We start from the raw sequence: 25,772 nt of genomic DNA, 5'->3' as shown, positions 1-25,772 counted from the left end.
CCCGGCCGGGAGACCACCAGGACGGTTCGCCATGAACACACCTCATCAGGAGTCGGTGCTGTCCAGGGCAGCTCGCATTCTCGAAGCGTTCAGCCAGGACGAGCCGGCGCTGACGGTCTCCGAGATCGCCCGTCGAACCGGCCTGCACGTGGCCACGGTCTCCCGCCTCGTGGCCGAGCTCGTGGCGCACGGTTTCCTGAGCCGGGACTCCGACCGCAAAGTACGCATCGGCGTGCGGCTGTGGGAGCTGGTAACGCGTGCTTCCCCCACTCTCTCCCTGCGCGATCACGCAATGCCGTTCATGGAAGGCGTCCACGACGTCGTCGGCCACCACGTGCAGATCGGCGTCCTCGACGGCGACGACGTGCTCTTCCTCGAACGGCTCTCCGCACCACACGCGGTGATCAACTACACCCGGATCGCCGGGCGCCTTCCTCTGTACGCCTCCTCCAGCGGTCTGGTGCTCCTCGCCCACGGCCCCAGTGACCTCAAACAAAGGATCCTGGACAGCCCGTTGATCGCGTACACACCGGTCACACCAGCCACACCGGCACAGCTGCGCGCGGTTCTTGCCGAGATCCGGCAGCAGGGTTACGCGTACTGCCCCGGCTACGTCCACGCGGAGGCCCTCGGCGTAGCCGCGCCCGTCCGCGGTGCGGACGGCACGGTGATCGCGGCGCTGTCGGTCATCGTGCCCAATGAGGCCGGTGCCCAGGCCGTTGTCCCCGTCGTACGGACCGCCGCCCGAGGCATCTCCCGCGCGCTGGCCGGACGCGGGACACAGGACGCTCCATAGGCATGTGACGGCGATGCGACGGCCGCATGACATCTCCGCGAAGTCGGTCTCTCACTGAACGAGAATGCCGTCGCGGTCCGACGGTGCCCCCGCGCATGCTTCCTGCATTCCACAGACGGGAGGCGACAACGTGGTCGTACACAACCTGCTGCCCACCGCTCCGCTGCAGCAGAACCTCTCCACCGTGACGCTGCGGGTGCAGGACAAGGAACCTGTCGCCGACGGCGTCGTGTCACTCACCCTCGCGCATCCCGAGGGCACACGGCTACCGGACTGGACGCCCGGCTCGCACATCGACCTCATTCTCCCGACCGGTGCGACTCGCCAGTACTCCCTGTGCGGCGACCGATGGGACCCGCGCGCCTACCGCATCGCGGTCCTCCGTGAAGCCCCCGGCAGGGGCGGTTCCGCCTACATCCACGATCAGCTCATGCCCGGGAACCTCGTGGAAGTCGGAGGGCCGCGCAACCACTTCCCCCTGGCGCCCGCCGAGCGTTACCTGTTCATCGCGGGCGGCATCGGCATCACTCCTCTGCTGCCGATGATCCACCAAGCCGACGTGACCGGAGCCGACTGGCAACTGCTGTACGGAGGCCGCAGCCGAGCGTCCATGGCCTTCCTCGAGGAACTCACATCCTCCTGGGGCGACCGCGTCCACATCAGCCCCCAAGACGAGGTCGGACTCCTCGACCTGGAGGCCTGGCTGAGCGAACCGGATGAGGGAACCAAGGTGTACTGCTGCGGACCTGGGCCCTTGCTCACTGCCGTTGAGACAGCGTGTTCCCATTGGCCCACGTACAGCCTGCGGACCGAGCGATTCACAGCCAAGGCCCTGACAGAGCCGGTGCACCACGGGCCCTTCGAGGTCGAACTGCGCCGCAGCGGGCGGACGGTGACCGTCACCCCCGACGTCACCGTCCTCCAAGCCGTGCGGCGGGCAGGTGCGGACGTCTTGTCTTCCTGCGAGCACGGCACCTGCGGCACCTGCCTCACCCCGGTCGTGGAAGGCACCCCGGACCACCGGGACTCGGTGCTGGCCGAACACGAACGCGCCGCCAACGACTGCATGCTGCCCTGCGTCTCACGTTCCCGTTCGGCCCGCCTGGTCCTGGACCTCTGAGCCACGACCCGTCCCTTCCCGAGCCGCATTCGCTGGAGCCGCCATGACCGAAGCACCCGCCGTCGCCGTCGAACCGCCCACGAGCGACGCCGACCCGTTCGCCACCGAACACCTCACGACGCCCGAACCCCTGCACCACGCCCTCCGGGAAGCAGGTCCCGTCGTGCGGCTGTCCCGCTACGACGTCTACGCGCTCGCCCGATACCGTGAAGTGCACGCGGCCCTCGTCGACTGGCAGACGTTCCAGTCCGCCGCCGGCGTGGGACTGGCCAACTTCCGCCATGCGAAGCCCTGGCGGCCTCCGAGCCTGCTGCTGGAGGCCGACCCACCGCACCACGACGCACCGCGCCGCGTCCTGCGCGAGATACTCGCCCCACCAGCACTGCGCCGACTGCGTGCGGCATGGCAGCCGATAGCCGACGACCTCGTCGACACCGTCCTGGACACCCAGGGAACCGACTTCGACGCGTTTGAAGCGCTAGCCAAAGCATTCCCGCTGCGCGTCTTCCCGGATGCCGTGGGACTGGGACCCGACGGCCGCGACAACCTCCTGCCCTACGGCAACATGGCTTTCAATGCCTTCGGCCCCGTCAACGCCCTCGTGCAGGCAGATGCTCGCAGGGCCGCCGACCTGTCCGCCTGGGTGAACGCCCAGTGCGCCCGCCAAGCCCTCACCGACGACGGATTCGGCGCCCGCATCTGGGCCGCTGCCGACCGCGGCGACCTCACCCACGAGCAGGCACCGCTGGTCGTACGCTCCCTTCTCACCGCCGGAGTCGACACGACGGTGCATGGCCTGGCCGCCACCCTCTACGCCCTCGCCAGCCACCCTGACGAATGGCAGCGGCTCCGCGAACGCCCCGAACTGGCCCGCGTGGCGTTCGATGAGGCGGTGCGCTGGCAGTCACCCGTCCAGACCTTCTTCCGCACCGCCACGACCGACGTCGAGATCGCGGGATCCCTCGTCCCCGAGGGATCCAAGATCCTCATGTTCCTCGGCGCGGCGAACCGTGACCCGGCCCGCTGGAACGACCCGGACCGCTTCGACCTCACCCGCGATCCATCCGGACACGTCGGCTTCGGCATGGGCATCCACCAATGCGTAGGCCAGCACGTAGCCCGCCTGGAAGCCGAAGCACTCCTCACGGCCCTGGCTCGACGGGTGGAACGCGTCGAGCTCGCAGGCGAACCGCGCCGACACCTCAACAACACCCTGCGCTCCTTCGCAGCGCTCCCCGTACGCGTGCGCCCCGTGAGCTGACCACCGTCCGTCGCAAACCCGAGCATCACCTCCCACACAGACAGACAGTCGAGAGGATCCATCCATGCCTCAGCACGTACGCGGCGTCGTCGCCCGCGGCAAAGGCGAGCCGGTGCGCGTCGAGACGATCGTCGTGCCCGATCCAGGGCCGGACGAGGCGGTGGTAAGCGTGCAGGCCTGCGGCGTCTGCCACACCGACCTGCACTACCGCGAAGGCGGCATCAACGATGACTTCCCGTTCCTTCTCGGACACGAGGCGGCGGGCATCGTGGAGGCGGTCGGCACCGGAGTCACCGACGTGGCGCCGGGCGACTTCGTCGTCCTGAACTGGCGGGCGGTCTGCGGCCGTTGCCGCGCATGCCGACGCGGACGCCCGCAGTACTGCTTCGATACGCACACCGCGCGCCAGAAGATGACCCTCACCGACGGCACCGAACTGTCACCTGCCCTCGGCATCGGCGCTTTCGCCGAAAAGACCCTTGTAGCTGTCGGCCAGTGCACGAAGGTTGATCCGGCCGCCTCACCGGCCGCCGCCGGGCTGCTCGGCTGCGGGGTCATGGCAGGCATTGGCGCGGCAATCAACACAGGAGGAGTGGGCCGAGGCGACACCGTCGCCGTCATCGGCTGCGGCGGCGTCGGCAACGCAGCCGTCGTCGGTGCCCGACTGGCCGGCGCCGCGAAGATCATCGCCGTGGACATCGACGAGCGCAAGCTCGAGACGGCTCGGACGATGGGCGCCACGGACACCGTGAACGCGCTCGACACCGATCCGGTGGAGGCCATCCGCCAGCTCACCAGCGGATTCGGCGCCGACATCGTCATCGAAGCCGTCGGGCGGCCGGAAACCTACCGACAGGCGTTCTACGCCCGTGACCTGGCCGGCACCGTCGTCCTCGTGGGCGTCCCGACCCCCGACATGCAACTCGACCTGCCGCTGCTGGACGTCTTCGGACGAGGCGGCGCGCTCAAGTCCTCCTGGTACGGCGACTGCCTGCCGTCCCGCGACTTCCCCATGCTCACCGACCTCTACCTCCAAGGCCGCCTGGACCTCGACTCCTTCGTCACCGAGACGATCACCTTGGACGAGGTCGAAGACGCCTTCGCCCGCATGCACAAGGGCGATGTCCTCCGTTCGGTGGTGATCTTCTGATGACCGGGGTCCGCATCGAACGCCTCACAACCTCAGGCACCTTCAGCCTGGACGGCGGCCTCTGGGACGTCGAGAACAACGTCTGGATCGTCGGTGACGACCACGAGGCGATCGTGATCGACGCTGCCCACGATGCCGATGCCATCGCGGCATCCGTAGGCGACCGGCGCCTGACCGCCATCGTGTGCACCCACGCCCACAACGACCACGTCAACGCGGCCCCGGCGCTCGCCGAAGCCACCGGAGCTCCCATCCTCCTGCACCTCGACGACCGACTGCTGTGGAAGCACACCCATCCCGAGCACAGCCCTGACGGCTACCTGTCCCATGACCAGCGCATCGACGTCGCGGGAACGGAGTTGCGGGTGGTACACACCCCCGGCCACACACCGGGATCGATCTGCCTGTACGCATCGACTCTCGGCACCGTATTCACCGGCGACACTCTGTTCGCGGGCGGTCCCGGAGCCACTGGGCGCTCGTACTCGGACTTTCCCACCATCATCCGCTCGATCCGCGACCGACTCCTCACCCTGCCGCCCGGCACACAGGTCCGCACCGGGCACGGCAGCGATACGAGCGTCCGGACGGAAGCTCCCCATCTGGAGGAGTGGATAGCCGCCGGTCACTGAACGGGGTCGGTGACGGAGCCGATGCGCTTGTCCTCGGCCACCTGAGGAGGGGACATACCTACGCTCAGCCTCACGAGTGGAGGGCGGCACCCCTTGTGACCTGCGCTGTACCAAAGTGCCAACTATCTCGCTGATTCCGGACCTCTGGTTGCTGAAGCCGGTTGGCATCAGCGCAGGTTGCGAACGTCGCATGGTGCCAACTACCGAGCTTGGTCACACCCGGCCAGGGCGTCCACCAGGCGCGAGACGGTGGGGTCGGAGGCTACCGGCCCGAATAGTGCGGGCTCGGCCCGAAGCACGGCCACGTCCGACCAACAGTCCCGCCCAGCGCCATCGCCAGCGCGAGATCCAGTAGCACCTTGCCAGGATCATGCACCGTCCGCGGCTTGCGCCAGGGCATCAGCGCCGCTGATATCGCCGTGTCCAGACCGGTCTTGCGGACGGTCTCCACCAGCGGCACCCCACCGGCCTGTGAGACCACCCCGCCACCGTTGCCATGGACGCGGACAGGCGGGTAGGAGCCGATACGCTTGCTCAACTGGAGAGTGCTTCTTTCGTTGCAGCCGACAGGACCCTAGAGAAGTCCCATCGTTGCAGTTCAGAAGCACTCTCCCCTTATTTGGTCAAGACCTGCACGAACTCCCTCCGCGACAGCCCGCGGTTAATGGTGTGCGGTCGGCCCGGACGACCAGAGACACTGGTGCAGTGGACCAGATTCAGGAGATTGTCGGGCTGGTCGGCGGTGTGCTCGGTTCGGAGGTCATCGGCACCTATCTCAACGGTTCCGCTGTGCTCGGCGGCCTCAAGCCGGCCAGCGACGTGGACGTCCTGGTCGTCTCCCGGCGGCGGATGGACGAGCAGGAGCGACGGGCGCTCCTTGGTGGACTGCTCGGGATCTCCGGCTCACGGAACAAGGTCCGCCCGGTCGAGCTCACCGTGGTCGTCCAGTCCGAGGTCCGGCCGTGGCGGTACCCGCCGACTTGCGACTTCCTGTACGGCGAATGGCTGCGCGCCGAGTACGAGGCTGGGAAGGTCCCCCGGCCGGAGCCGATGGCCGATCTGGCTCTGCTGATCACCATGGCGGTTGCCGGCGACCACCCCCTCACCGGCCCGCGCCCGGCGCAGGTCCTCGACCCCGTCTCGCACGCCGACCTGGTCCACGCGAGCGTGGCGGGCATCCCTGGCCTGGTCGACAGCCTGGACGACGACACCCGCAACGTCCTGCTGACCTTCGCCCGCATTTGGACCACACTCGCCACCGGCCAGATCAGATCGAAGGACGCCGCCGCCGACTGGGCCTTGGCCCAACTCCCGCCCGAGTACCGCCCCGCCCTTGAGTACGCAAGGCAGCTCTACCTCAACTGCGGCTATTCCGACGAGAGATGGAGCGAGACGTTGCAGGCACAGGTGCGCCCGCATGTGGACCGTGTACTCGCCGAGATTGACCAGTTGCGCACCCGGACCCAGCGGACATAGGGGCCCTGAAGCGCCGCCGACGGCGCCGCGTCCAGCCTGCCTTGCGCGCGGTCTCAACCAGCAGTACGGCACCGGGCTGGGGGACTATCCCGCGACCCACCGCCCCCGGCGGGGCATGCGGGTACAAGACCCTCTACGCGTCTTCACCTGAGGAGTGCAGTTCTCTTGACGACGAAACGGACCTTAGGAAAATCTCATCGTTCCAGGTCAGCGGCTATTCTCGCTCCCCTGATCACCCCTCGTGCAGCCCCGCTCGCGAAAGCGCGAGGTTAACCCCAATGCCGTTGCGTTACGGGTTTGTGGGTGGGGGTCTTGTGATGAGGACGGCTTGAGGTCCGGTGCGGGTCGGCTGTGGCCAGGCACGGTGTTCAGGTCGTTTGAGGTGGTAGTTGGACATCTTGCGTCTCACGGCGCGGGGCTGGTCGCGGAGCCGTCTGACGGGCAGGAGCCGTTCCAGGAGGTCCTGCTCCAGCATCACCAGTGCCCTGACCAGCAGGTCAGGGGAAAAACTGCCCGGCGTGACGGTCACGCTGCGCCGGGCGGAGCGCAGGGTCTCGGTGAAGGAGATGCGGTCGGGGTCCAGGCCACGGGTGGCGGCTGTTCTCAGCATGAGTTCACGCAGGGCGTGGTGGACCAGCAGGTGTGCCCAGATCTGCTGGCAAACGCCGTCGGGTGTTTTGCTGCTGAGCACGACGCGTGTGCACCACGCTGATGGGTTTTGATCTCGGCGAAGACGGACTCGATCTCCCAGCGTTCGCGGTAGAGCGCGGCCAGTTGCCGGGCCGGATACCGGCGGGCGTCCAGCAGGGTGGTGAGCAGGCGATAATCGTCGCTTTCGCCCTTACCGGCCTGATCCTTGAGCCGGTAGGCCAGGACACGGACCACGACCGGTTCCTGGCGGGCCGGCCCACTGCTCGCTCTGATGTGGGAGAGCCATGACCCGTCGCGGAACTGCTTGATCACCGGCAGGACATGGTTGGCGGGCACCCGCCACAGCAGGTCAGCGCCGGTGGCGGTGAACGCCCGCCACAACAGGGCCCCGAGGAACTCACGGTCGGCCAGGACGAGCTGACCCGGGCCGGCCGAACGCGGCAGGCGACTCACCAGGGTGACTTCCCCTGTGCGGCAGTCGGCCAGTTCCGCGTCCAGCACCGCATGACTGCCGATCTCCACCAACGCGGCCATCCGCACCTGCGGAAACGCACTCCGGCCCGACCCGCGGCCACTGCCCGGACGCCCGAAAGCAGCTTCGTTGGCCTCGCTGTCCGCGGCGTCCCAGCAGGTGCCGTTGACGGCCAGCAGCCGCAGGCCCCGCCAGAACGCGCCGGGTGTCGCCTCGGTCGCCATCGGCTTCGCGGTCGTGGCGAACAGCACCCGAGCGGTTCGGAGCCCAGCCGCTGCCGGGCCCTGAACAGGGAGGACTTCGCCGGAACACGCCAGTTGCCCAACAGCCCCAAGCCCCGCAGGCCCTCGACGAGGTGGCGCATCACTTCCAGATACGGGACAGGCGAGAACAGGGCCAACGCCGGCACGAAATACACCACCAGCCGTGCCGGAAGCAGCCGCTGACGTCGCTCGGCGCGACCGCACGCCGCCACCCGATCCACCAAACCGGGCGGATACACCTAGGTCAACAGGCCAAGACCCGATAAGTCGGACACGCTCGCAGCCACCCGAACCACCCCCGGGACCCACTGCCAAGCACAGTACGCCTACAGCAAAGGCAACAGCATTGCCTTTGGACAGGTTTATGACAGTCGGGAATTCCCCTCGGCTCGAACGGGATGTCGAGGTGTTCGACGTCCCGCAAATCGACGCGAAGGCCTGCGCGGGCGGTGTCGCCCTGGCGAAATAGGGCTCGGTGATGGCCTCCGCGAGCAGTGGTTGCGATCCAATGCCCGTCGTTCCGCACTGCTTGGTCTCCGGGACCGGGCGGCGTGCGAGGGCGATACGGAGGAGATGATGTCCGCGAGATCGTAGGCTCTGTGCATGGTGGGTATGCAACCGCGCGGGAGAGTAAGGGGACCGGGGCGACCGAGGGAGGAGCGGGCCACCGGGGCCGTCCTCGACGCGGTCGTCGACCTGGTCACCGAGCAGGGGATCGGGGCGGTGACGATGGATGCCGTTGCGGCACGGGCCGGGGTGAGCAAGCCCGCCATCTACCGGCGATGGCCCACCAAACAGGACCTCATCATCGCCGCTGCGGAGACCCGCATCGGCGTCCTGGCAGTGCCCGATCTGGGCAGCTTCCGTGCCGAGCTGCACTTCGTGCTCACCGCTCGCCTGGAGGCCTACCGGCTGCCGGGGTCGGACCGGCTGATCGCGGGCCTGATCGGAGCGGCGGCCGAGACGGGCGCGATACGGGGTCAGTACGCGGAGTACACCGAGCGGATCACGAGCGAGACGAGGCGCGTCCTCGAGCGCGGGATCGCCCGCGGCGACGTGCAGCCCGGCACCGATGTCCGGGCCGCGGCCACCTTGGTGGCGGCACCGCTGCTGTTCCGGCTGATCGGCGAGCAGGAGATGCCCGACTCCAGGCTCGTGGACGCCCTGGTGGATCTTGTGGCGCGCGCCGTCGGTTCGGCGTCCTGACCGCGTCGACCACACCGGACACTCTCGTTTCGCATCGGTGCTGTCAAGCCCTTGCCAGACCATGCCCGAATAACGATACTCCCAGGAACGAAATGCCGATCGTCGCCTCGGAGTGCCCATGGACAGCGTCGTCACCGCCCCCGCCCCCGCCCTCGACAAGCCCCTGATGCACTACGGAAAGCGTGTGCTGGAGCGCACCGCGCCGGGCTGGGCCCAGGTCGAGTACCAGCACCTGGGTATCCGTCCGCTCACCCCTCACATCGGTGCCGAGATCGACGGCGTCGATCTGTCCCGGCCGATCGGTGAGGACCTCGCCCAGGAGCTCAAGCAGGCCCTGCTGGAGTGGAAGGTGATCTTCTTCCGTGACCAGCACGCCTTCGACCCGCAGTCCCAGCTCGCACTCTCCGGCCTGTGGGGCGAGCCGGAGGTGAACCCCTTCTTCCCCAAGGGAGACACCGCCGGCGTCTCCCGTCTGGCCAAGGACGCCATGGCCATCGGCACCGAGAACATCTGGCACAGCGACCACTCCTTCATGGCCGCGCCCGCCCTGGGCTCGATCCTGCGTGCCGTCGAGGTCCCGCCCGCGGGCGGCGACACCCAGTGGGCCGACATGGCTGCCGCGTACGACAACCTCTCAGCAAAGACGCAGGCCCGTATCGAGGGGCTCACCGCTGTGCACGACTGGGTGCCCAGCTGGGGAGCGATGATGACGGAGAGCCAGATCGCCGCCTTCCGGGACGCCCTGCCGCCCGTCGAGCACCCGGTGGTCGTCCGCCACCCGCGCACCGGCCGCAAGCTGCTCTACGTCAACGAGCCCTTCACCACCCGGATCGTCGGCCTGTCCGACAACGAGAGCCGCGACCTGCTCGACGAGCTCGTCCTGCAGGCCCGTATCCCCGAGTACCAGGTGCGCTTCCGCTGGCAGCCGGGCTCCGTCGCGATCTGGGACAACATCGCCACCCAGCACTACGCGATCAACGACTACTACCCGCAGCGCCGCGTCATGGAGCGCATCGCGATCGCCGGCGTCCCGCTTTCCTGAGCGGCGCCGGACCGTACGCCCACGGGCGAGGGGCTGCAGGGCCCCTCGCCCGCCCTCCCCGTCCCGCTCGTCTCCCGCGGAGCCCTTGTGACCGACACCGACGTCGTACCAGCTGTGCCCGCCGATCCTGCGAAGACCGCGAGCGACCCACGACTCCGCGCATGGGTCGTCACCGCTCTGCTCGTGGTCCTCATGATGATCAACTTCGCCGACAAGTCCGTGCTCGGCCTGGCGGCCGACCCGATCCGCAAGGATCTCGGCCTGTCCGCATCCGCCTTCGGGCTCGCCAGCAGCGCCTTCTTCCTGCTGTTCTCGATCTGCGGCGCCGCGGTGGGACTGCTCGCCGACCGCATACGGCCCAAGTGGCTGCTGCTGGCGATGGCCCTCCTGTGGTCCGTCTCCCAGGCACCACTGGCCCTGGGCGGAGGGCTCGCGGTGCTCATCGCCTCTCGCGTCCTCCTCGGCGCCGCCGAGGGGCCCGCCTTCCCCGTGGCCCAGCAGGCCACCCTGTCCTGGTTCCCCAACCACCGGCGCAACCTGCCCGGGGCACTCATCGTGCTGGGAATCACCCTGGGGGTCCTCGTCGCCGCTCCCGTACTGACCTGGGTGATCCACCACCACGGATGGCGCTCGGCCGTCGCCGTGGTGGCGGTCGCCGGCGTGGTGTGGGCTCTGCTGTGGATCCCCTTCGGCGGAGAGGGACGGTACGGGACCGACTCACCCGCCCTTGCTCAGGGCGCCGAAACCGCAACCGGCCCGGCAGCCTGCAGGACGCCGTACCGCCGGATCCTCGCGACCCGTACCTGGATCGGTGCCACGATCGCCTACTTCGGCACCTACTGGGTCATCGCCTTCGCCCTGGTCTGGCTCCCGTCCTACCTCCAAGACGGTCTGGGCTACTCCTCGACCACCTCCGCCCAACTGCTGATGCTGGTGTGGGGCATGAGCGGCATCGTGGTGCTCGGACAGGCGGGCCTGACCGGATGGCTGCTGCGCCGCGGGACCGCAAGCCGGTGGGCCCGCGGCAAGGTCGGCGGCATCCTCATGCTCATCGGCGCGGCGGCATGCCTGGCCCTGCCGTGGGCCCCGGCCGGTGCCGTGACCGTCGTGCTCTTCGTCACCGGAGTCGCACTCTCCGGAGCGATGGGCAGCGTCGCCGCCACGACCGTCGTGGAACTGGTGCCGGCCGACCGCCGCGGCGGCTCACTCGGCATCATGAACGCCGTGGTGACCACCGCCGGTCTGATCGCCCCGACGCTGATCGGGCACCTCGTGGACGCGCATGGAGCCGGGGGCTACCGGTACGCGGTCATGATCACCGGTGCTCTGCTCCTGCTGGGCGGCAGCGCCGCCGTCACGTTGATCGACCCGGACCGCGACGCGCGCCTGCTCCCGGCCTGACGACGCGACACCGTCGTGTCCCCCGGGCGGGGTCCGCCGCCCCTCGCACAGCGCACGGCCCCCGCCCGCCATCAATCCACCTTCCACGAGGAATGACGTGAACCCCAGCGCCCTCGACACCTCTTGCCTCGACCAGGCCGTTGCCGAACTGCGCATCGGCGCCGTGTCCTGGTCCGCCACCCCGCTCACCGAACGCATCGCCCTGCTGGAGCGCCTGCTCCCCCGCCTGACCTCCGGCGCCGCCGACCTGGCCGCTGCCGGCGCCCGCGCCAAGGGCTACGACCCCGCCTCCCCATGGGCCGCCGAGGACTGGATCGGCGGGCCGTGGGCCCTGGTCCAGAACGCCGCAGCATATCTGCACGTACTACGGCGCATCGCCGCGGGAAAGGACCCGGTCGACGCCAAGGCCGTGCGAGCCCGCGACGGCCGTACCCACGTCGACGTCTTCCCCGCCACCGGCTGGGACAGGCTGCTGCTCAACGGCTTCACGGCTCAGGTGTGGCTTCGGCCCGGCATCACCGTGGAGCAGGCGCGCAGCCGCGCCGCAGGGGAGTACCGGGGCCGGCCGGGTCGTCCCGCGGTGGCCCTGGTACTCGGTGCAGGGAACGTCGCCGCCATCACCGCGCTCGACATCCTGCACAAGCTCTACGCCGAGGGCCAGGTCGTCGTCGCGAAGATGAACCCGGTCAACGCCTATCTCCGCCCGCACTTCGAGCACGTCTTCGCCGAGTTCGTCGCGCGCGGCTGGGTGCGCTTCGTCGACGGAGGTGCGGCCGAGGGCGGATACCTCGCCGCGCACGAGGGCGTCGACGCCATCCACGTCACCGGCAGCGACCGCACCCACGACGCCATCGTGTGGGGCACCGACGAGCAGGCGGGCGAGCGCCGCCGCGACGACACGCCGCTGATCGGCAAGCCGTTCACCAGCGAGCTGGGCGGCGTCAGCCCCTGCATCGTGACCCCCGGCCCCTGGAGCGCGGCGGACTTCCGCTACCAGGCCGAGCACATCGTCACCAGCAAGATGAACAACTCCGGCCACAACTGCATCGCCAGCCAGATCCTGGTCCTGCCCCGCGAGTGGGACGGCACCGAGCGACTGCTGGACGAGATCCGGCGGGTGCTGCGCGCACTGCCGCCGCGCACCGACTACTACCCGGGCGCCGAGCAGCGCCTGTCCGCTGTGCTGGCGGCCCATCCGAAGGCCGAGACCCACGGCGACAGCTGCCGGGTCCTCGTCCCCGACATCACCGACCACGACGACGTCCTGATCACCGGAGAAGTCTTCGGCAGCGCCCTCGGCGTCGTACGACTGCCCGGCGACACCCCGGCCGAATTTCTCGGCCACGCCGTCGACTTCGCCAACGACAGCCTCCCCGGGACCCTCGGCGCCACCCTGATCGTCCACCCCGGGACAGAGAAGACCCACCGGGCAGCGGTCGACAAGGCCGTCGCCGGACTGCGGTACGGCACCCTGGGCGTCAACTGCTGGTCGGCGGTGGGCTTCCTCCTCGGCTTCACTCCCTGGGGCGCGTTCCCCGGCCACACCCCCCAGGACATCGGCAGCGGCATCGGCTTCGTGCACAACGCCTTCATGCTCGAGGACATCGAGAAGACCGTGCTGCGCGCACCCTTCACGCCCGCCCCGCGCGGTCTGGTCACGGGCGACCCGTCGCTGTCCCCCCGCCCGCCGTACTTCGTCACCAACCGGACGGCGCTGGCCACGGTGGAACTCGTCACCCGCTTCACCGCCGCGCCCGGCCTCCTGAAACTGCCCGCCATCTTCGCCTCTGCGCTGCGCGGCTGACCCCGCCCCACCACCCCCCTACGGAGATCCGATGCTCAATCTCGCCGCCATGCTCGAAAGCAGCGCCCGTGCCGTGCCCGACCGCGCCGCGGTGGTCCTGGGCGACCAGCAGCTGACCTACGCCGAACTCGACGCCGCCGCCTGCCGTGTGGCCAACCTGCTGCGCTCGCGCGGCATCGAGCCCGGCGACAAGGTCGCACTGTCCTGCCCGAACGTTCCCTGGTTCCCCGTCGTCTACTACGGCATCCTCAAGGCCGGTGCGGTGGCCGTCCCGCTCAACGTGCTGCTCAAGAGCCGGGAGATCACGTATCACCTGAAGGATTCGCAAGCCAAGGCCTACTTCTGCTTCGAAGGCACCCCCGGGCTCCCACTGGGCCAGGAGGGTTGGACCGGCTTCGGCAACACCGAGAGCTGCGAGCACTTCTTCGTCATGACCGCGGCCCCCGCTTTGGAGTCCCCGATCACGGGCGCCCAGACGCTGACGGCCGCGCTGACGGGCCAGAGCACCACCTTCGAGACGGTCGCCACCGAACCCGGTGACACGGCGGTCATCCTGTACACCTCCGGCACCACCGGCCTGCCCAAGGGCGCCGAGCTCACCCACTCCAACGTGACGCTCAATGTGCTGACCTGTCACAAGCTGTTCGGCGAGGTCGAGCACGACGTACATCTGATCGCCCTTCCGCTGTTCCACTCCTTCGGCCAGGTCGTGCAGATGAACGCCGGCCTCGCCTCACGTGCGACTCTGGTGCTGCTGCCACGCTTCGACGCACGATCGGCCCTGGCCCTGATGCAGCGCCATGCCGTCACCTTCTTCGCGGGCGTCCCCACCATGTACTGGGCCCTGCTCGAAGCGGACGCGCCCGATGTGGACCTGCCACAGATAGCCAAGAACCTGCGGATAGCCGGCTCGGGAGGCTCGGCGCTGCCGGTCGAGATCCACCGGCGGTTCGGCGAGCGGTTCTCGGTCACGATCCGCGAGGGTTACGGCCTGTCGGAGACCAGCCCGGCCGCCACCTTCTCGGCCCCCGGCGAGGAGGTGCGGCCAGGCTCCATCGGACGTCCGGTCTGGGGCGTGGAGGTGGACCTGGTCGCCGAGGACTGGACCCCGGTCACAGGGCCCGACGCGGTCGGCGAGCTCGTCATCCGCGGGCACAACATCATGAAGGGCTACTACAACCGGCCCGAGGCGACCGCCGAGGTCATGCGCAACGGCTGGTTCCGCACCGGCGACCTCGCACGCCGGGACACCGAAGGCTGGTACTACATCGTCGACCGTGCCAAGGACCTGATCATCCGCGGTGGCTTCAACGTGTACCCCCGGGAGATCGAGGAAGTGCTGCTCACGCATCCCGCCGTGTCCATGGTGGCCGTCATCGGCGTACCCCACGAGCGGCACGGCGAGGAGATCAAGGCCTGCGTGGTCCTCACCCCTGGAGCGGTGCTCTCCGAGGAGGAACTGACCGCCTGGTGCAAGGAAGAGATGGCCGGTTACAAGTACCCCCGCCTGGTGGAGTTCCTCGATATCCTGCCCACCAACGCCACCGGCAAGATCCTCAAGCGCGAGCTCCGGGACACGCACGGGGACCCCCTCAGCCGACCGGTGACGCAGACAGGGGACGCAGGTACGGCGGATGCCCGCACGATCGAGGGGGACCGATGAGCACCTCGCTCGACAGCGTCGACTACGTCGTCGTCGGAGCCGGATCGTCCGGAGCCGCTCTCGCCGGCCGGCTGACCGAGAAGAGCACGGTTTCGGTGGCACTCCTGGAGGCGGGCGGCCCGGACAGGAAGGCGGCCATTCACATACCCGCCGCCTTCTCCCAGCTCTTCAAGACCGAACTCGACTGGGACTACACGACGGTTCCGCAGACCCAACTCTCCAGGCGCCCCGTCTACTGGCCCCGGGGCCGGATGCTCGGCGGATCCTCATCGATCAACGCCATGATGTGGGTGCGCGGGTTCGCCGCCGACTACGACGAGTGGGGCGACCTCTGCGGGCCGGACTGGTCGTGGCAGGGCCTGCTGCCCTACTTCCGCCGCCTGGAAAGGACCGCAGGCGCCACCGACCCGGACCATGGACGCTCCGGTCCTATGAACATCGAGCCGCAGCGCAACCCGAACCCGCACACGGCCGCCTTCCTCGACGCCGCCAAGGAGCTCGGCCATACCGTCGAGCCCGCCAACACAGCGACGCCCAACGGCTTCTCGCAGACGATGGTGAGCCAGCGACGCGGAGCCCGGTTCAGCACCGCGGACGGCTACCTCAAGCCGGCCCGCAGCCGCTCGAACCTGCACGTCATCACAGACGCGCAGGTCACCCGCGTCCTCTTCGAGGGCCGCCGCGCCGTCGGAGTCGAGTACGTCACCGGCGGTGTCGCACGCAAGGTGCTGGCACACCGCGAGGTCGTACTCAGTGGGGGCGCGGTCAACACCCCGCAACTGCTCATGCTCTCCGGGATCGGCGACGCCACTCACCTGCGCGAACGGGGAATCGACGTCCTCGTGGACTCCCCTGAGGTCGGCGCCAACCTCACCGACCACCTCATCTCCGGACTCGCCGTCGACGTGCCGGACAGGACACTGTTCTCCGCCGAGCGGCCCCGCGAACTCCTGAACTACCTCGTCCGCCGCCGAGGAATGCTCACCTCGAACGTCGGCGAGGCATACGGCTTCGTCCGCAGCCGCCCCGAACTCGAACTCCCCGACCTCGAAATCATCTTCGCCCCGGTGCCGTTCATCGGTGAAGGTCTCGTCAAGCCCTCCGGACACGGTGTCACGGTGGGTGCGATCCTCCTCCGGCCCCAGAGCACCGGATCGATCAAACTTGCCTCACCGGATCCTCTCGACAAGCCGGTTATCGACCCGCGCTACCTCACGGACGCGGGCGGGACCGACCGTGCGGCCATGACGGCCGGGCTGGACGTCTGCGAGCAGATCATCGAGCGGCTCACTGCCCGGGGGCTGTCCTCGGGCCGCTTCCTCATGCCCCCGGGGGGCGAGCTCCTGTCCCGTCACCGGCGTGACGCCCTCGCGCTGGCCGATCACGCCCATACTCTCTACCACCCGGTCGGAACAGCCCGGATGGGCAGCGACGATGCCTCGGTCGTGGATCCGCAACTTCGCGTACGAGGGACAGAGGGCTTGCGGATTGCGGACGCATCGATCATGCCGACGATCATCCGCGGCCACACCAACGCCCCCGCCATCGTCATCGGAGAAAGGGCCGCGGATCTGCTCGGAGCGAGCTGAAGCGGTAGTGGCCACGCCCCACCCGATAGGCCTGTCAGGAGGTGAGGATGCCGATGCCGTCTCCGAGCAGTTTCAGTCCGAGGACGAAGCACAGGACCGCCATCACGGCGATAACCTGCTGCTGTCGAGCTACTGGACGATGGGCGCGGTCCGGCACGGGGACTACATCACCAAGGTGCGGATCACCCCCGACCCGCCCTTCGCCGCCGCGGTGGTCCGGCGCGACCTCGACCCGGCCTCGGGGCTGGAGAAGATGGACGCGCTGTCCTTCACGCCCTGGCGGGTCACCGCCGAGCACGCGCCCCTGGGCAACATCATGCGGGCCCGCAAGGAGGTCAACCGACGATCCTCCGTCGAACGCCACAGGCTCAACCAACAGCCGCGCACAGAGTCCCGAAGCTCCGACGAAGTACTTGGCCCGACACAATGAGAAGCCGACTGACGTGACGGCAAGCACCCACCCCGATCACACGGTTCCGGGCGGCGTGATGGACCTTGCTGCAGCAGGACGCCCGCGCCGGTCCAGGGATCGGGTCCGGTTACGGTTCGCGGCTCGGGCAGCCTCCAGTTCAGGATGGGAAGTCCGAAGTGCTCGGGGACAGACTCGTCCTCAAGCCGTCTGATCTGTTCGCTTGCCGGAGTTGTGATCCACGCGAGGTCGCCCGTTGGGGGGGGGCAAGCGTCCATGCCGCGAGCGCGCAGTGCTCAACCGGCAGCTGGATTGCGGTGATCAGCGTCGTCGGTGGCGTCCCGCACCGGCGGGCCAGTTGGCCTGTGTCAGAGACCCCGCTCTTTTCCTCTGGCGGTGTGTGGGCGATGAGGGCCATGGCGACGAGGCGTACGTACGCGCTGAACTGGCGATCACGATGTGTTCGAAACGCGCGCAGGGCCCAGTCGGCCGCCCTGGCCCGACGACGCCGACCAGGTTTGCCGAGGAGGGGGTCGACGAGCCAGGCGGCGGAGCCGGAAGCCAGATGGAGCCGGACTGCGCTCTCGAGCTCCTCCGAGCGGAGGCGCGGTGAACCGCCGGCCCGCGGGTCGGACCTGGTGGCAGATGAACAAGGCGTGCGACATGCTGAGCCACCTCGTCACCTCGTCACCTCGTCACCTCGTCACCTCGCCACCTCGCTCCCGCAAGGCCGTGGCGGCCAGCAGTCCGAGGTAGGGGGCACGGCCGGTTCTGCGGCCGAGCGTGGCACATGCCCGAGACCGCGCTGGTGCCCGTCCCCACGAGGGCTCTGGCGACGCCGGACACCCGCCGATCCCGGAAACGCCGAAGCGCCGGACGAAGACGTCACCCGCGCCACCGGCCGCCGCCGAGATGACCGTACAAGCGGCGCTCGACAGCCGGTACGTGCGCCTTCTCCGTGAGGCTGACGGCGGACGGGCCGTACGCGTGGGCCGGTACATGAGCCTCCCAGGGCAGGATGCGCAGGACCTGCTGCTCCGTGCCGTACCGGGTTCCGCCTCGTCCCAGCCTCGAGGGGCGCACCTGGCGTGGCTGCGCTTGCCAGCCCTTGCCCTGACCTGTGGATCCTTGATCATCTCTGCGGGCCGACACGCCTGACAGCTCACGCCTCACGGGTCCCGCCAGTCTCTTCGGAAATCTCCTGCCAGAGCCTTGTCCCTCCACCTCCAGATATCGATACTCAACGTAACGATTCTCGGTGTGGGCGCCGAGGGCCGCGCGAAAACTCCTGCCCTCTTTCAACGGTTCCTCGACAAGCGGCTGATCCACTGCGGCTGCTGCGTGCCGGCTTCACGATCCGTTCCCGCCCGGACGAACGATCGCGGCTTCCGTCCGGCTGTCGACCCTGAGCCGGCTCCACATTGCAGACAACAACCGAACAGACTCCTCACGTGAAGGGACACCCGTATGTCCTTCTCGCACCACCCCGTCAACCCGTCCGCGGCGTTCCCTTCGGAGGAGCACCTGACGGCTGACGGTCCGGAACTCGGCAGGCTCCGCCGCCTGGCCGCACGATCGCGGCGACGCTTCGTGATCGCCAACGGAGCCGTATTCGCTCTCGCCCTACTTATCGACTGCTCGTCAGACGGACTTCCGGCGTGGCAGATCGCGGGCACGCTCACTCCCGGCATGGGCCTCGGCCTTCTGCAGGCAGTGCTGCTGCTGGTGACCGCCTGGCGGTACGACCGGTTCTCCACTCGGCGCTGCGACACACGCGCGAAGTTCCTGCGGGCCCGCGCAGACACGGCACGAGGGCAAGGCGGTCTCCACGCGCGAGGCCGCAGCCGGCCGGTCGATCCGACGGGACGGGCGGGGATGACGTGGTGATGAGCGAGGTCACGCTTCTCGAGGGGCCCGGCGCCGGCTTCCTCGCCTCCGGCGCGCAAACGGCCGTTCTAGTCTCGTTTCTGGCGTTCGCCGGGCTTTCGCTGCTGTTGTGCGTGCTGGCCGCACCCGAGCGGGACGAGGTCGCCGACTTCTACGCCGCCCATCGATCACTGACGCCGTTTCAGGCCGCCATCGCCCTGGTGGGTGGCTACATATCGGCGGCAACTCTGCTGAGCACCACCGGACTCGTCGCCGTCGTCGGCTATGACGGCCTGGTCCTCGTGCTGAGCACCAGCCTCGCCCTCGGTGTGCTGTTGATACTCGCCGGGCCGCTGCGCAATGCCGGTCGCTTCACCATCGGCGACATCCTCGCACTGCGGATGCCCGGGGCGGCGCCGCGGATCGCGGCCGCGGTGGCCACCCTCGCCGTCTCGCTGCCCTTCCTGGTGGTGCAGCTGTCGGGTGTGGGGAGCGCAACCGCCCTGCTCATCGGCTTGGAAAACCCTGGCGCGCAGAAGGCCTGCATCGTCTTCGTCGGCACGCTGATGATCTGCTACCCCGTGCTGGGCGGCATGCGGGGCACCAGCGTCGTGCAGATCCTCAAGGTCGTCATCGTCTTCGGCGCGGTGGCCACGGTCGCCGTCCTCGTACTGCACCGCTTCCACTGGAACGTGAACGCACTGCTCGCGGCCGCTGCGCGCGGCAGCGGGCGCCCAGACGTCTATCTGCACTCCGGGCTTCAGTTGGGCCAAGACCCCGCCGGACGGCTCGACTTCTTCGGCACCCAACTGACCGTCGTGCTGGGCCTTGCCGTGATGCCGCACATGATCACGCAGATCAACTCCGTTGCCGACGGCGCGGCCGCGCGCCGTGCCTCCCGGTACGCCCTCACTGCGATCAGCGTCTTCTGCCTGCTCGTAGCGATCGCCGGGCTGGGCGCGGCCGCTCTGGTCGGCGACCGCACCATCACCGCGGTCGACCCGAAGGGCCAGATGTCACTGCTGCTGCTGGCCGGCGGGCTGGAAGGGGGCACCACGAACGCTGCGGGGGGCGCTCTGTTCACAGCTGTGGCGTGCGCGGTGTTCGTCGCGGTCCTCGGAGTGGTCGCCGGTGTCGTGCTCTCGGCGGCCGCTGCGCTGGCCCACGACGTGCACGCGCACGCACTACGCCGCGGCCGGCTCACGGAAGTGCGCGAGATCCGGTCGGCTCGCTGGTCCGGGACGGGAGTCGGCATCCTCAGCATCGTCCTCGCCACCCTCTCGCAGGGCTACAACGTGAACTTCCTCTCCTCCCTCGCACTCGCCGTCGCGGCCTCCTCGGTGCTGCCCGCCGTCATTTACACCCTCTTCTGGCAGCGGTACAACCGCACCGGGCTGTTGTGGACCGTCTACGGCGGCCTCGCGACCTCCATCGGACTGAATGTGTTCTCACCGGCGGTCTCCGGCACGCCCTTCGCGCTCTTCCCGCACAACGACTTCCACTGGTATCCGATGCAAACTCCTGGTGTGGTGTCGATACCGACGGCTTTCCTTCTCGGCTGGGTGGGCAGCGTCGTCGCACGCGGGCGCAGGGCTGATGACGGGCAGGGCGAACCCGGCTACGCGGAAGCGGAGTTCCGGATCCTCACTGGCGCCGGGGGTGACTGAACGGCGGTCCAGACGGAGGAACGACCTCCGGACTTCGAGCGATCGAGCAGGACCGTTCCGTCCGGGCGACGGGCGGAACGGTCCGCCCATCCTCGACGGCCTGGACGAACTTCCCGAAAGCCTGCGCGCCCAAGCCTTGCACTCCATCAACCAGGTACTACCGACCAGGCAGCCGCTCGTGCTCTCCAGCCGGGCCGCCGAATACCGCAAGGCCCTGACCGCAGCAGCGGGCACCGCCATGCTCCTCGACGGAGCCGCAGGCATCCGCCTCCTGCCGTTGGCCCCCACAAAAACGTCCGCCTACTGGGAACGCGACGCCGGAGGACGACGGGCTACTGCGGCGTGCGCCCTGCCGCTACGGCCGCAGCCAGGGCACCCTGGCCCCGAACCACGACCACACCCTCACCTTGATCCACTTTCGATACACGGCCTAGGTTCTGTCCGGCGGATCATGGCGGCATAGGCTCCAGGCCATGCACAGCACCCTGACGGAGCACGCCCGATGTCTCTACAGAGACGAGTACCGACCCACGCCGGAGTGCGGGCTCGAACACGGGGAGCACTACTTCGTCGAGGAGCTGACGTTCGCCGACGCGGATTCGATCCTTGCCATGCTTCGTGAACTCTGCCCGCACGTGGCGGACGGCTACCTGCCGGTCTGGATCCGGAATCTGGCCTATCGACTGGTGCTCTTGCAACGGCCGGACGAACCGGCACTGCTGCGGGAGGCTGCTGAGAATCTGTGGATGCACGGCCCGGACTGGGACCACATTGCAGAGGACCTCAAGAAGCGGGCCGACGCTCTGGAATCCGACTGATCACGGCCTGAGCCAAAGGCGGATCGACGCAACGGTGACGGTGCCATGGAAGACGTAGGCGCGCTTGTCATACCGCGCTGCCACAGCCCGGGAGTGCTTGAGTCGGTTGATCGTGCGCTCGACCTCGTTCCTGCGCTTGTACATCTCTTTGCCGAAGCCAGCGGGCCGGCCTCCTCGGCTGCCGCGGCGTCGGCGGTGGGCCCGCTGGTCCTTCGGTTCCGGGATGGTGTGTTTGATCTGCCGTCTGCGCAGGTACCGGCGGTTGCGGCGAGAGCTGTACGCCTTATCGCCGCCCAGGTGGTCGGGGCGGGTGCGCGGATGGTCACCGCCGGGGTGCTTGACCCGGATCCGTTCGAGGACGGGTACCAGCTGCGGGCTGTCGCCCCACTGACCCGGCGTGATCAGGAAGGCCAGCGGACGGCGGCTGCCCTCCCCGGCAAGGTGGATCTTGGAGGTCAGACCGCCACGGGACCGGCCGAGTCCTTCGTCGGGGCGGTGCTGCCGGGGCGTTGATCTCCGTTTCGGGATACGGGGTGTTCTGCGCGGTGCACCGGCAGCGTGCTGGTGGGCCCGGCACGAGGTGGAGTCCACGCTCACCATGCTCCAGTCGATGCGCCCCTGCGAGTCGGCCTCGGCCTGGACGGCCTGGAGGATCCTTTCCCAGGTGCCGTCCGCCGACCACCGGCGGTGGCGTTCGTACACGGTTTTCCAGCTCCCGAACCGCTCCGGCAGGTCCCGCCACGGGACACCCGTGCGGACCCGGAACAGGATCCCGTTGATCACCGTCCGGTGATCAATCCAACGTCCACCCCGGCGCCCGGACTTCGGCAGATGTGGGGCAAGCTGCACCCACTCGTCGTTCGTAAGATCGCCCCGCCCCACGACCAGCACAATGGTCCACGCGAGGCGATCACATGATCCGCCGAACAGAACCTAGCTGCGCGAGCGGTGACGGCACGCAGATCGACCGCCTGCGGGTGACGACCGGCTCGAACGGTGCCGCGCTGTCGAACGTCGGCCGCGTCTACGGCGACGCCGAGGGTGCTACCGAGGCGGCAGATCATCACCGTGTCGGGGTCGTACGTCCGCGCGTGATGACCGCGGTCTGACGGGCTGCCGGGCGATGGGGAAACCCTGCCCCGCGGCCCGTCGGCGTTTCTGCGTCCGATCAATTGTTGCGGGCCCGCGAGCGGCGTTGGACACTCGTTCGGAGGACAGGGGTGTGACTCGACATGCGAGAGCGCTCGCGCCGAGGAGTGATCGCCATGGCCGAACCGCAGGTTCCTCCGCTCACCGTCGTGCGACCCGGGGAGGGTACCGAGGTCGACATCGGAGCGATCGGGGTGGTCTTCAAACTCTGGGGCGCCGACACCGACGGCGCGCTGTCGGTCGTGGAACACCCGTTCCCTGTCGGCGCACTCGTGCCGCCGCACCTGCACACGCGCGAGGACGAGTACTCGATCGTCACGGAGGGCGAAATTGGCTTCCGCTCCGGAGACCGCGAGACCGTCCTCGGCCCCGGCGGGTACATCACGAAGCCACGCGGCGAGCTGCACACGATGTGGAACGCCGGGCCCGTCCCGGCCCGGATGATCGAGATCATCACTCCGGCCGGGTTCGAGCACTTCTTCCGCGAACTGGCGGAACTGGTGTCCGCCGGCCCGCCGGAGCCCGACGCGGTCGCCGGACTTGCCGAGAAGTACGGAGTGGAGCTGGGCCGGCCCGCCTGGCTCCCCGGCATCGTCGAGCGGTTCGGACTGACTCCACCACCAGGAGCCGGGTGACGCCGGGAGCGGGGCGACGCCGAGGTCGGCGTCACGAACGCCTACTTCCCGCTGCTGGTCGTTCACGGACGCCGGCAACGTCACCCGCAGCGGCGGCGCGCACGTGCAGGGGCCGCCGCTGCTGGCGCAGAGTCTGTAGGGGCGGGCGCGGCTGTGCCGCCTGGTGTCCGCCGCGCACGGGGAGGCCGGGGATGCCTGCCGGTGGTGTCGTGGCCGACGCTGCACGCGTACGCGGACGAGGACCTGGTCGGGCTGCTGGGTCCAGCCGCTGAGCCGGTGCGGGCGCTGTCTGTCGGCCGACCCGACCTCGCCGAGCGGCTGCTCGCGCCGTGGCGCGAGTTGGTGGGGCGTGCCCCCGCCGCGCATCCAGGTGCGCACGGTGTCGGGCCGGAACAGCCCCCGCCTCCGGGCGCCCCGCCTTCCAGGAAGCGGACGATTTCGATGTCGAGCTGATCTAAAAGCCGGACGTTCGACGGCCGCATCCAAGAACTCATTGACAGGCCCCCTGCATGCCTGAGTCCGCCCATGCATCCACCGCTCCGCTACCTGTCCGGCAGACGGTCTCAACAACTCTGGCAGCACCCCCGAGGGAGCACGCCCCCTTCCCTGACCGAGCGTCCTCATTCCGGACCGACCTCGACTGTCGTCGTGACCCGCGTGAGCGCGGGAGACCGTGGCACCGAGCCGAAACCGAACCGTACGGGCGTTGCGACCGGTGCGATCGTGCCAAGGTCCGTGTCCTCGAAGACTGCCGACACCGTGCGGATGGGCCGCAGATCACGGGCGCCGTACCACTCCCTGCGGCCACCGCCCGCGCTGCCACGCGTGCGTACACCGCGCAACAGTGCACGCGCGGGCAGGTCGGTCAGCGCGCTCCACGCCGGACGGCGGCTGATCACGCCGGGCACCGCGCGCAGCAGGAGGCCCAGGAGTCCACGCCGCCCGGTGGTGAAGCGCAGGTGGAGGGAGCCCGCGGCGACGGTCCAGATGTCGCCCTCGGCCCGTACGTCGACGGGAACGACCAGCACGGTGTCGAAGGTGTAGGTCCCGCTGATGAAGTCCGCCGTCTCACGGGTGGGGGCCAGCAGGAGCCGTTCCCCGTCGGGCCGCTCGAGCATCACGTCGCTGAAAGGACCGAACGGCGACCGGGGCCAGTGCCCCAGCACGACGCGCGTCCCGGAGGCCGTGCCGAGGCCTGCGATCCAGCCGTCGAAACGCAGCCGCGACGGCCGTCTCCCGGAGCCGAGGACACGGTTCATGGGCGACCGGTCCCGTCGAACCGGCCCAGGAGACGTGTGGCGGTGGCCAAGGTGTCCTCCGTTCATTCGTTGAGTACGGCGACGACGACGTGTGCCGGCGGACGCCCCCAGTCATTGTCAGCAGACAGGTGCACGCCAGGCACGGCGGGATCCGCCACCCACGCCGGGACGGCACCTTTCAGCGACGGGGCTCCAGCATCTCCACTACGCCCGACTCGGTGTCATAGCTGCGCAGAGTGGTGAGCTGGGCCGACAGCGGCGGTGGCGGCAGCAGTTCGGGCACCCGCCGACCGGCGAAGGCACCGGCACGCCGCGTCCGGCCGAGAGTGACGTGCGGGCTCCACCGCCCCGGGGCGTGAAAGGGATGGAGGGTCTCTGGCGGGCTGTCCGAGGCGACCGCCTCCCACACCCGGCGGTGCAGAGCGGCCAGCGGGGGGTCGCAGTCCAACGCCTTATGGCTCCGACCTTGATCCGCCGGACACCCCCTAGTTGGATTGGATGCCCAAGTGTGGTGGCACTCCTTGTGACCTGCGCTGTACCAAAATGCCAACTATCGATCCTGGTCACACGCGTCACCAGGGCACCTCTCCCTCGTCGTCGAAGAAGCGGCCCGTCGGCCCGTCGGCCGATACGGTGGCCAGCCGGATCGCGGCGGCTGCGCCCTGCTGGGGGGTGCGCACTCCCCGGAAGCCGTTGAGGTCGGTCGCGACGTAGCCGGGGCAGACGGCGTTGATCAGGATGTGGGTGCCGGCCAGTTCCCTGGCGTACTGCACGGTGACGGCGTTGAGGAACGTCTTCGACGGAGCGTAGGCGATGGCGATGGGGCCCATCTCGGCGCCGGGCGTGGTCTGGAGCGTGAGGGAGCCGACGCTGCTGGAGACGTTCACGATCCGCGGCGACGGCGAGCGGCGCAGCAGGGGGAGCAGGGCGTTGGTGACGCGGATGACGCCGATCACGTTGGTCTCCACGGCCGCCCGTACCCGGTTCACGTCGACCGTGGTGGGCTCCTGCGGTCCGCCGCCGGTGATCCCCGCGTTGTTGACGAGCGCGTCGAGCCGCCCGGCCCGCTCCTCCATCAGCCGAGCCGCCGCTGTCACGCCAGCGTCGTCGGTCACATCCAGCGGCACGCCGAACGCGTCGGCTCCGGCCGCGCGCAGCTTGTCCACAGCGGCCTCGCGCCGCTCCTCGTTCCGCGCGCCGATTCCGACGGACCAGCCGAGGGCGCCGAGCCCGGCGGCGATCTCGTACCCGATGCCCTTGTTGGCCCCGGTCACCAGCGCGACCTTGTGATGGTTCACGGTGTTCGTCTCACTCATGACATCGATACTTCTCCCCCGCCGGGCAGGGCGTCCAAGACCGACTGGGTGGACGGCGATACCGTCCGGGTATCGCTCCTGGTCGTCCCGGTTAGGCTGGCGGGGTGGAGACACGTGAGCTGCGGTA

The 25,772-nt window shown here is 69.0% G+C and carries 24 protein-coding genes and 2 pseudogenes; 18 read left to right on the top strand and 8 right to left on the bottom strand.

Going from position 1 to position 25,772, the window contains the following annotated elements:
* Positions 1-31: 31 nt before the first annotated feature.
* The 5 genes from ACFYW9_RS24255 to ACFYW9_RS24235 all read left to right on the top strand — a co-directional run bounded on the left by ACFYW9_RS24255 (position 32) and on the right by ACFYW9_RS24235 (position 4,959).
* A complete protein-coding gene (locus tag ACFYW9_RS24255; RefSeq protein ID WP_389153986.1) occupies positions 32-796 on the top strand; it encodes an IclR family transcriptional regulator in 765 nt (254 codons plus the stop codon).
* Positions 797-926: 130 nt separating this feature from the next.
* Positions 927-1,916 carry a PDR/VanB family oxidoreductase gene (locus ACFYW9_RS24250; protein ID WP_389153983.1) on the top strand — a complete coding sequence of 330 codons (990 nt, stop codon included), beginning with the start codon at positions 927-929 and terminating at the stop codon, positions 1,914-1,916.
* A gap of 43 nt (positions 1,917-1,959) precedes the next feature.
* A complete protein-coding gene (locus tag ACFYW9_RS24245; protein ID WP_389153980.1) occupies positions 1,960-3,177 on the top strand; it encodes a cytochrome P450 in 1,218 nt (405 codons plus the stop codon).
* Between the two features lie 64 nt (positions 3,178-3,241).
* Positions 3,242-4,327: an S-(hydroxymethyl)mycothiol dehydrogenase gene (locus ACFYW9_RS24240; protein WP_389153977.1), complete on the top strand. Its 1,086-nt coding sequence runs from the start codon at positions 3,242-3,244 to the stop codon at positions 4,325-4,327.
* Complete coding sequence (locus tag ACFYW9_RS24235; protein ID WP_389153973.1) at positions 4,327-4,959, top strand: MBL fold metallo-hydrolase; 633 nt, start codon at positions 4,327-4,329, stop codon at positions 4,957-4,959. The genes ACFYW9_RS24240 and ACFYW9_RS24235 overlap by 1 nt, the downstream gene beginning before the upstream one ends.
* 221 nt (positions 4,960-5,180) lie before the next feature.
* On the opposite strand, the pseudogene ACFYW9_RS24230 reads toward ACFYW9_RS24235, so the two are convergent.
* Positions 5,181-5,497, bottom strand: a pseudogene (locus tag ACFYW9_RS24230) (transposase); the annotation flags it as partial.
* A 167-nt stretch (positions 5,498-5,664) separates the two neighbouring features.
* Here ACFYW9_RS24230 and ACFYW9_RS24225 point away from each other — a divergent pair.
* Positions 5,665-6,435 (top strand): aminoglycoside adenylyltransferase family protein, encoded by a 771-nt coding sequence (locus tag ACFYW9_RS24225; RefSeq protein WP_389153970.1) that lies wholly within the window; start codon positions 5,665-5,667, stop codon positions 6,433-6,435.
* A 289-nt stretch (positions 6,436-6,724) separates the two neighbouring features.
* Here ACFYW9_RS24225 and ACFYW9_RS24220 read toward each other — a convergent pair whose 3' ends face one another.
* The 3 genes and pseudogenes from ACFYW9_RS24220 to ACFYW9_RS24210 all read right to left on the bottom strand — a co-directional run.
* A complete protein-coding gene (locus tag ACFYW9_RS24220) occupies positions 6,725-7,045 on the bottom strand; it encodes a hypothetical protein (RefSeq protein ID WP_389153967.1) in 321 nt (106 codons plus the stop codon).
* Positions 7,039-7,809, bottom strand: coding sequence for an IS4 family transposase (locus ACFYW9_RS24215; RefSeq protein WP_389153964.1), 771 nt, complete (start codon positions 7,807-7,809; stop codon positions 7,039-7,041). The genes ACFYW9_RS24220 and ACFYW9_RS24215 overlap by 7 nt, the downstream gene beginning before the upstream one ends.
* A gap of 62 nt (positions 7,810-7,871) precedes the next feature.
* A pseudogene (locus ACFYW9_RS24210) lies at positions 7,872-8,033 on the bottom strand (transposase domain-containing protein); the annotation flags it as partial.
* Between the two features lie 391 nt (positions 8,034-8,424).
* Between ACFYW9_RS24210 and ACFYW9_RS24205 the strand changes: the two are divergent.
* The 10 genes from ACFYW9_RS24205 (at position 8,425) to ACFYW9_RS24160 (ending at position 21,286) form a co-directional block, all read left to right on the top strand.
* Positions 8,425-9,027, top strand: a complete 603-nt coding sequence (locus ACFYW9_RS24205) for a TetR/AcrR family transcriptional regulator (protein WP_389153961.1) — start codon at positions 8,425-8,427, stop codon at positions 9,025-9,027.
* Positions 9,028-9,145: 118 nt separating this feature from the next.
* On the top strand, positions 9,146-10,069 hold the full coding sequence (locus tag ACFYW9_RS24200) for a TauD/TfdA dioxygenase family protein (protein WP_389153958.1): 924 nt from the start codon (positions 9,146-9,148) through the stop codon (positions 10,067-10,069).
* Positions 10,070-10,156: 87 nt separating this feature from the next.
* Complete coding sequence (locus ACFYW9_RS24195) at positions 10,157-11,470, top strand: MFS transporter (RefSeq protein WP_389153955.1); 1,314 nt, start codon at positions 10,157-10,159, stop codon at positions 11,468-11,470.
* 97 nt (positions 11,471-11,567) lie between these two features.
* Positions 11,568-13,274 carry an aldehyde dehydrogenase family protein gene (locus tag ACFYW9_RS24190; RefSeq protein WP_389153952.1) on the top strand — a complete coding sequence of 569 codons (1,707 nt, stop codon included), beginning with the start codon at positions 11,568-11,570 and terminating at the stop codon, positions 13,272-13,274.
* 31 nt (positions 13,275-13,305) lie between these two features.
* On the top strand, positions 13,306-14,937 hold the full coding sequence (locus ACFYW9_RS24185) for a long-chain fatty acid--CoA ligase (RefSeq protein WP_389153949.1): 1,632 nt from the start codon (positions 13,306-13,308) through the stop codon (positions 14,935-14,937).
* The gene (locus tag ACFYW9_RS24180; protein WP_389153947.1) at positions 14,934-16,526 is read left to right on the top strand and encodes a GMC family oxidoreductase; all 1,593 of its coding nucleotides are present in this window, start codon (positions 14,934-14,936) and stop codon (positions 16,524-16,526) included. Before ACFYW9_RS24185 ends, ACFYW9_RS24180 begins: the two co-directional genes overlap by 4 nt.
* 7 nt (positions 16,527-16,533) lie before the next feature.
* Positions 16,534-16,956, top strand: coding sequence for a hypothetical protein (locus tag ACFYW9_RS24175; RefSeq protein ID WP_389153944.1), 423 nt, complete (start codon positions 16,534-16,536; stop codon positions 16,954-16,956).
* Between the two features lie 1,446 nt (positions 16,957-18,402).
* Positions 18,403-18,822, top strand: a complete 420-nt coding sequence (locus ACFYW9_RS24170; RefSeq protein ID WP_389153941.1) for a hypothetical protein — start codon at positions 18,403-18,405, stop codon at positions 18,820-18,822.
* On the top strand, positions 18,822-20,468 hold the full coding sequence (locus ACFYW9_RS24165; RefSeq protein WP_389153938.1) for a cation acetate symporter: 1,647 nt from the start codon (positions 18,822-18,824) through the stop codon (positions 20,466-20,468). The genes ACFYW9_RS24170 and ACFYW9_RS24165 overlap by 1 nt, the downstream gene beginning before the upstream one ends.
* Before the next feature lie 473 nt (positions 20,469-20,941).
* The gene (locus tag ACFYW9_RS24160; protein ID WP_389153935.1) at positions 20,942-21,286 is read left to right on the top strand and encodes a hypothetical protein; all 345 of its coding nucleotides are present in this window, start codon (positions 20,942-20,944) and stop codon (positions 21,284-21,286) included.
* Here the strand turns inward: ACFYW9_RS24160 and ACFYW9_RS24155 are convergent, their stop codons facing one another.
* Positions 21,287-22,168 carry an IS5 family transposase gene (locus tag ACFYW9_RS24155; protein ID WP_389154296.1) on the bottom strand — a complete coding sequence of 294 codons (882 nt, stop codon included), beginning with the start codon at positions 22,166-22,168 and terminating at the stop codon, positions 21,287-21,289. It abuts the gene before it with no gap.
* A gap of 32 nt (positions 22,169-22,200) precedes the next feature.
* Between ACFYW9_RS24155 and ACFYW9_RS24150 the strand changes: the two genes are divergently transcribed.
* Together ACFYW9_RS24150 and ACFYW9_RS24145 are read left to right on the top strand one after the other, a co-directional pair.
* Positions 22,201-22,395 carry a hypothetical protein gene (locus ACFYW9_RS24150; protein ID WP_389153932.1) on the top strand — a complete coding sequence of 65 codons (195 nt, stop codon included), beginning with the start codon at positions 22,201-22,203 and terminating at the stop codon, positions 22,393-22,395.
* A gap of 156 nt (positions 22,396-22,551) precedes the next feature.
* Complete coding sequence (locus ACFYW9_RS24145; protein WP_389153929.1) at positions 22,552-23,070, top strand: cupin domain-containing protein; 519 nt, start codon at positions 22,552-22,554, stop codon at positions 23,068-23,070.
* A gap of 620 nt (positions 23,071-23,690) precedes the next feature.
* Here the strand turns inward: ACFYW9_RS24145 and ACFYW9_RS24140 are convergent.
* From ACFYW9_RS24140 to ACFYW9_RS24130, 3 genes are all read right to left on the bottom strand, one after another.
* Positions 23,691-24,329, bottom strand: a complete 639-nt coding sequence (locus tag ACFYW9_RS24140; protein WP_389153926.1) for a hypothetical protein — start codon at positions 24,327-24,329, stop codon at positions 23,691-23,693.
* Between the two features lie 178 nt (positions 24,330-24,507).
* Positions 24,508-24,777, bottom strand: a complete 270-nt coding sequence (locus ACFYW9_RS24135; RefSeq protein ID WP_389153923.1) for a hypothetical protein — start codon at positions 24,775-24,777, stop codon at positions 24,508-24,510.
* Between the two features lie 124 nt (positions 24,778-24,901).
* Positions 24,902-25,645, bottom strand: coding sequence for an SDR family oxidoreductase (locus tag ACFYW9_RS24130; protein WP_389153920.1), 744 nt, complete (start codon positions 25,643-25,645; stop codon positions 24,902-24,904).
* Between the last annotated feature and the right edge of the window lie 127 nt (positions 25,646-25,772).

The sequence above is a fragment of the Streptomyces sp. NPDC002698 genome (assembly GCF_042888945.1).
Classification (GTDB): Bacteria; Actinomycetota; Actinomycetes; order Streptomycetales; family Streptomycetaceae; genus Streptomyces.
The sequence above is the reverse complement of the archived record's forward strand: the minus strand, read 5'-3'. Positions and strand labels throughout refer to the sequence as shown.

Coding starts and splice junctions, on each gene's coding strand:
- ACFYW9_RS24255 (WP_389153986.1), top strand. CDS start 32: ATGAACACACCTCATCAGGAGTCGGTGCTGTCCAGGGCAGCTCGCATT.
- ACFYW9_RS24245 (WP_389153980.1), top strand. CDS start 1,960: ATGACCGAAGCACCCGCCGTCGCCGTCGAACCGCCCACGAGCGACGCC.
- ACFYW9_RS24240 (WP_389153977.1), top strand. CDS start 3,242: ATGCCTCAGCACGTACGCGGCGTCGTCGCCCGCGGCAAAGGCGAGCCG.
- ACFYW9_RS24235 (WP_389153973.1), top strand. CDS start 4,327: ATGACCGGGGTCCGCATCGAACGCCTCACAACCTCAGGCACCTTCAGC.
- ACFYW9_RS24220 (WP_389153967.1), bottom strand. CDS start 7,045: ATGCTGAGAACAGCCGCCACCCGTGGCCTGGACCCCGACCGCATCTCC.
- ACFYW9_RS24205 (WP_389153961.1), top strand. CDS start 8,425: ATGGTGGGTATGCAACCGCGCGGGAGAGTAAGGGGACCGGGGCGACCG.
- ACFYW9_RS24200 (WP_389153958.1), top strand. CDS start 9,146: ATGGACAGCGTCGTCACCGCCCCCGCCCCCGCCCTCGACAAGCCCCTG.
- ACFYW9_RS24185 (WP_389153949.1), top strand. CDS start 13,306: ATGCTCAATCTCGCCGCCATGCTCGAAAGCAGCGCCCGTGCCGTGCCC.
- ACFYW9_RS24180 (WP_389153947.1), top strand. CDS start 14,934: ATGAGCACCTCGCTCGACAGCGTCGACTACGTCGTCGTCGGAGCCGGA.
- ACFYW9_RS24170 (WP_389153941.1), top strand. CDS start 18,403: ATGTCCTTCTCGCACCACCCCGTCAACCCGTCCGCGGCGTTCCCTTCG.
- ACFYW9_RS24165 (WP_389153938.1), top strand. CDS start 18,822: ATGAGCGAGGTCACGCTTCTCGAGGGGCCCGGCGCCGGCTTCCTCGCC.
- ACFYW9_RS24160 (WP_389153935.1), top strand. CDS start 20,942: ATGCACAGCACCCTGACGGAGCACGCCCGATGTCTCTACAGAGACGAG.
- ACFYW9_RS24150 (WP_389153932.1), top strand. CDS start 22,201: ATGATCCGCCGAACAGAACCTAGCTGCGCGAGCGGTGACGGCACGCAG.
- ACFYW9_RS24145 (WP_389153929.1), top strand. CDS start 22,552: ATGGCCGAACCGCAGGTTCCTCCGCTCACCGTCGTGCGACCCGGGGAG.
- ACFYW9_RS24140 (WP_389153926.1), bottom strand. CDS start 24,329: ATGAACCGTGTCCTCGGCTCCGGGAGACGGCCGTCGCGGCTGCGTTTC.
- ACFYW9_RS24130 (WP_389153920.1), bottom strand. CDS start 25,645: ATGAGTGAGACGAACACCGTGAACCATCACAAGGTCGCGCTGGTGACC.